Source organism: Alcanivorax sp., assembly GCF_051117345.1.
GTDB lineage: Bacteria > Pseudomonadota > Gammaproteobacteria > Pseudomonadales > Alcanivoracaceae > Alcanivorax.
In genome coordinates, this window is the sequence record NZ_JBNPEC010000118.1 from 1 (window position 1) to 3,797 (window position 3,797).

The window sequence follows — 3,797 nt, forward strand, 5'->3', positions numbered from 1 at the left end:
CGGACCCAAGTGGACCCATGGTCGCGGTCCGGGGCAGCGTACCGGGGTTAAAGTGGTGGGATAGGATGCCACGGGCAAGCTGCTGGAGCACAGAACCATCTTCCCGCACCAGCCCAGGAATCAGTGGGACCAGTCCCTGTCTGCCCTGGCCGCCCTGTGCCTCAAGCACAAGGTGGAATTGATCGCCATCGGCAACGGCACCGCCAGCCGCGAGACCGACAAGCTGGCCGGCGAAGTGGTCAAGGCCAGCAAGGGCAACATCCAGAAAATCATGGTCTCCGAAGCCGGCGCCTCGGTGTACTCCGCCTCGGAAACCGCCGCCCGGGAATTCCCGGATCTGGACGTATCCTTCCGTGGTGCCGTCTCCATCGCCCGCCGCCTGCAGGATCCGCTGGCCGAGCTGGTAAAGATCGATCCGAAAGCCATCGGTGTGGGCCAGTACCAGCATGATGTGAGCCAGCTGAAGCTTTCCCGCTCCCTGGACGCGGTAGTGGAAGACTGTGTGAACTCCGTGGGCGTGGACGTGAACACCGCCAGCGCCCCGCTGCTGGCGCGTATCGCCGGCCTCAACACCACCATCGCCGGCAACATTGTCACTTACCGGGAAAGCCACGGCGCCTTTGGCTCCCGGGCCGACCTGAAGCTGGTACCCCGGCTGGGTGACAAGACCTTCGAGCAGGCCGCCGGCTTCCTGCGCATCATGGATGCCGCCAACCCGCTGGACAGTTCCTCGGTCCACCCGGAAGCCTACCCGCTGGTAGAAAAGATCGCCGAGAAACACGGCCGCCCGCTCAAGGACCTGATCGCTGACGTGCCCTTCCTGAAGAAGGTCAACGCCGCCGACTTCACCGATGACACCTTCGGCCTGCCCACGGTCACCGACATCCTCAGCGAGCTGGAAAAGCCCGGCCGTGACCCGCGCCCGGAATTCAAGGCGGCGGTGTACAAGGAAGGGGTGGAAACCCTCAAGGACCTGAAGCCAAGCATGATGCTGGAAGGCACCGTCACCAACGTGACCAACTTCGGCGCCTTCGTGGATATTGGCGTTCACCAGGATGGCCTGGTGCATGTCTCGGCCCTGGCCGACAAGTTCGTGGAAGATCCCCACGATGTGGTCAAACCCGGCGATATCGTCAAAGTGAAAGTGCTGGAAGTGGACCTTGACCGCAAACGCATCAGCCTGACCATGCGCATGGACGACCAGCCCGCCGAAAAAGCGGACGGGCAACGTCCCGCCAGCGCCCGCAAGGGCAACGGCGGCGGCCAGCGCCAGGGCGGCAACAAGCGTGGCGGCGGCCAGCCCCAGAACAGCGCCGGCGGCACCTTTGCGGACCTGTTCGCCAAAGCCAAGGACGAGCAGAAGAAAGGCAAGAAGCGCCTGTAAGCCGGTGACTTCTCTCTGTCATTCTACTGCCCCATGATTGTCGGATTTCCGTCACACCCGTCGCCGGGCTCGCCCGGCGATTCGACAGGGCCACACCATGAAACTTGAACAGCGTATTCACGCCCTGCTGGATTCAGACGCCGCCGCCACCCTGGCCGGTATCCGCCGCGGCATCGAAAAAGAAAGCCTGCGCATTACCACCGATGGCACCCTGGCGCAGACGCCACATCCGGCGGCGTTGGGTTCCGCGTTGACTCACCCCTATATCACCACGGACTATTCCGAAGCCCTGCTGGAATTCATCACTCCGCCCAGCACCGAGCTGCACAAGCCGCTGGAATTTCTCGAGCAGCTGCACCGTTATGTGTACAGCCATATCGGTGATGAAGTGCTGTGGGTCAACTCCATGCCCTGCATGATCGCCAACGATGGTGATGTGCCGGTGGCCCAGTACGGCAGCTCCAACGTGGGTCGCATGAAGAGCGTTTATCGGGAAGGCCTCGGCCATCGCTATGGCCGCAAGATGCAGACCATTGCCGGTATCCATTACAACTTTTCCTACCCGGAAGAGTTCTGGAAGCTGAATCAGGTACTGGAGGGAGAAAGTGGCCCGCTGCAGGACTACATTTCCAAGCGCTACTTCGATCTGACCCGTAATTTCCAGCGCTATTCCTGGTTGCTGGTGTATCTTTTCGGTGCGTCCCCGGCTCTGTGCAAATCCTTCCTGGCAGGCCGCGAACACCAGCTGGAGACGTTTGACCACACCCTGTTCAAACCCAACGCCACCAGCCTGCGCATGAGCGATCTGGGCTACCAGAACAATGCCCAGTCGTCCCTGGCGATCAGCTATAACAACCTGGACGAGTACGTAGCCACCCTGACCCACGCCATCAAGACGCCGGAGCCCGCCTACGAAAAGATCGGTGTGAAGGTGGGCGACGACTATCGCCAGCTCAATGCCAACATCCTGCAGATCGAGAATGAGTACTACTCCTCGATCCGCCCCAAACGTACCATCAACAAGGGCGAGCGACCCACCACTGCCCTGCAGAAGCGCGGCGTGGAATATATCGAGATCCGCGCCCTGGACCTGAATCCCTTCGAGCCGGTGGGTATCAACCAGCAGGAAATCCGTTTCCTGGATCTGTTTGCCACCTACTGCCTGCTGCGCGAATCGCCGCAACTGGAAAAATGCGACCTGCATGCCAGCAAGGAAAACCTGCGCAAGGTGGTCTACGAGGGGCGCAACACGGCCACCGAACTGTGCAACTGGGGCAAGGCCGTCTCCCTGAAAGACTGGGCCAGCGAAAAGCTCACCCAGATGCAGCCCATCGCCGAACTGTTTGACCGCACCCACGGTGGCAGCAACTACAGCGATGCCCTGGCCCGCCAACAGGAAAAAGTGGACAACCCGGACACCACCCCGTCCGCGCGCATTCTCGACAAGCTGGAAAGCCGTCAGCAAAGCTTCTTCCAGTTCGCCATGGACCAGGCCCTGGCCCACCGCGATCACTTCCTGTCACGCCAGCGCTGCGACGACACCAACCAGCGGCTGGAACAGCTGGCCGCACACAGACTCACCGAGCAGCGCCATTGGGAAGACGCGGAAACCCAGAGCTTTGAGGATTACCTGGCGGATTACTACCGCGACTGAAACGAGTGACAAGAAACGAGTTGCGAAATACCAACCGCTTTTGCCTTTCGCTTCTTGTCACTCGCTTCTCTCCACCCAGACTCTTCAGTTACCTGCTGTCACTGTCACAAAACCGCTGTGCTGCGTGTCTCAACGCCACCCTCCGGTCCGGATTTTGTGCAATTTCACAACAAAAATACGTGCGTCTTCCCTGTTCAGCCTGTCTTGCGGTGGTAATCTCGGACAAACCAGCAAGGGAGTGTCGCGATGCCAGATCGTGATCAGTGCGAAAAAGCCTACAATCAAGGATGTATGTGGGGCATGGGCGGAGGTGACAACAATCGCTGTCCTTATTCCGCCGATGATGCCTTGGCAGAATGGTGGTTTCAGGGGTGGGAAGCGGGCATCCAGGCCTGGCATGATCGCAACCTGCAGGAGCAGAATGCCCGGCAGGCCTGATTGACCTGTTGAAGCCTTGCTTGCAAGGCTTCAACGACAAAGTCGCTGATGCCTGGTGTCTTTCTATCCCGGGATGGTTGCCGCCAACCCCGCTTTTGCCTACCCTTCGCCGGTCCCCGACGAAAAGAGTGGCCCATGTCGTCCCTGATCCCCGCCCCGCGTCAGCTTAACCTGCTTGCCCTGTTGGCTTGTATTGCCGCCATGGCCGGTGCCCTTTATCTGCAACACGTTGACGGCCTGGAACCCTGCCCGCTGTGCATCTTCCAGCGCATTGGCGTGATAGCCGCGGCCCTGATTCTGCTGATTGCGGCTGTGCATGGC

Annotated in this window: 3 protein-coding genes and 1 pseudogene; all 4 read left to right on the plus strand. The window is 60.4% G+C overall.

The genetic code is table 11. The features are described 5' to 3' along the window. Positions 1–1,384 (plus strand): annotated as a pseudogene (locus ACFE0K_RS07775) (helix-hairpin-helix domain-containing protein); the annotation flags it as partial. 97 nt (positions 1,385–1,481) lie between these two features. Beyond that, positions 1,482–3,038: a glutamate--cysteine ligase gene (gene gshA, locus ACFE0K_RS07780; protein ID WP_434535524.1), complete on the plus strand. Its 1,557-nt coding sequence runs from the start codon at positions 1,482–1,484 to the stop codon at positions 3,036–3,038. A gap of 246 nt (positions 3,039–3,284) precedes the next feature. After that, positions 3,285–3,476 (plus strand): ribosome modulation factor, encoded by a 192-nt coding sequence (rmf, locus tag ACFE0K_RS07785; RefSeq protein WP_434535525.1) that lies wholly within the window; start codon positions 3,285–3,287, stop codon positions 3,474–3,476. Between the two features lie 135 nt (positions 3,477–3,611). Beyond that, the coding region (locus tag ACFE0K_RS07790; RefSeq protein ID WP_434535526.1) for a disulfide bond formation protein B at positions 3,612–3,797 on the plus strand (186 nt) is incomplete at its 3' end.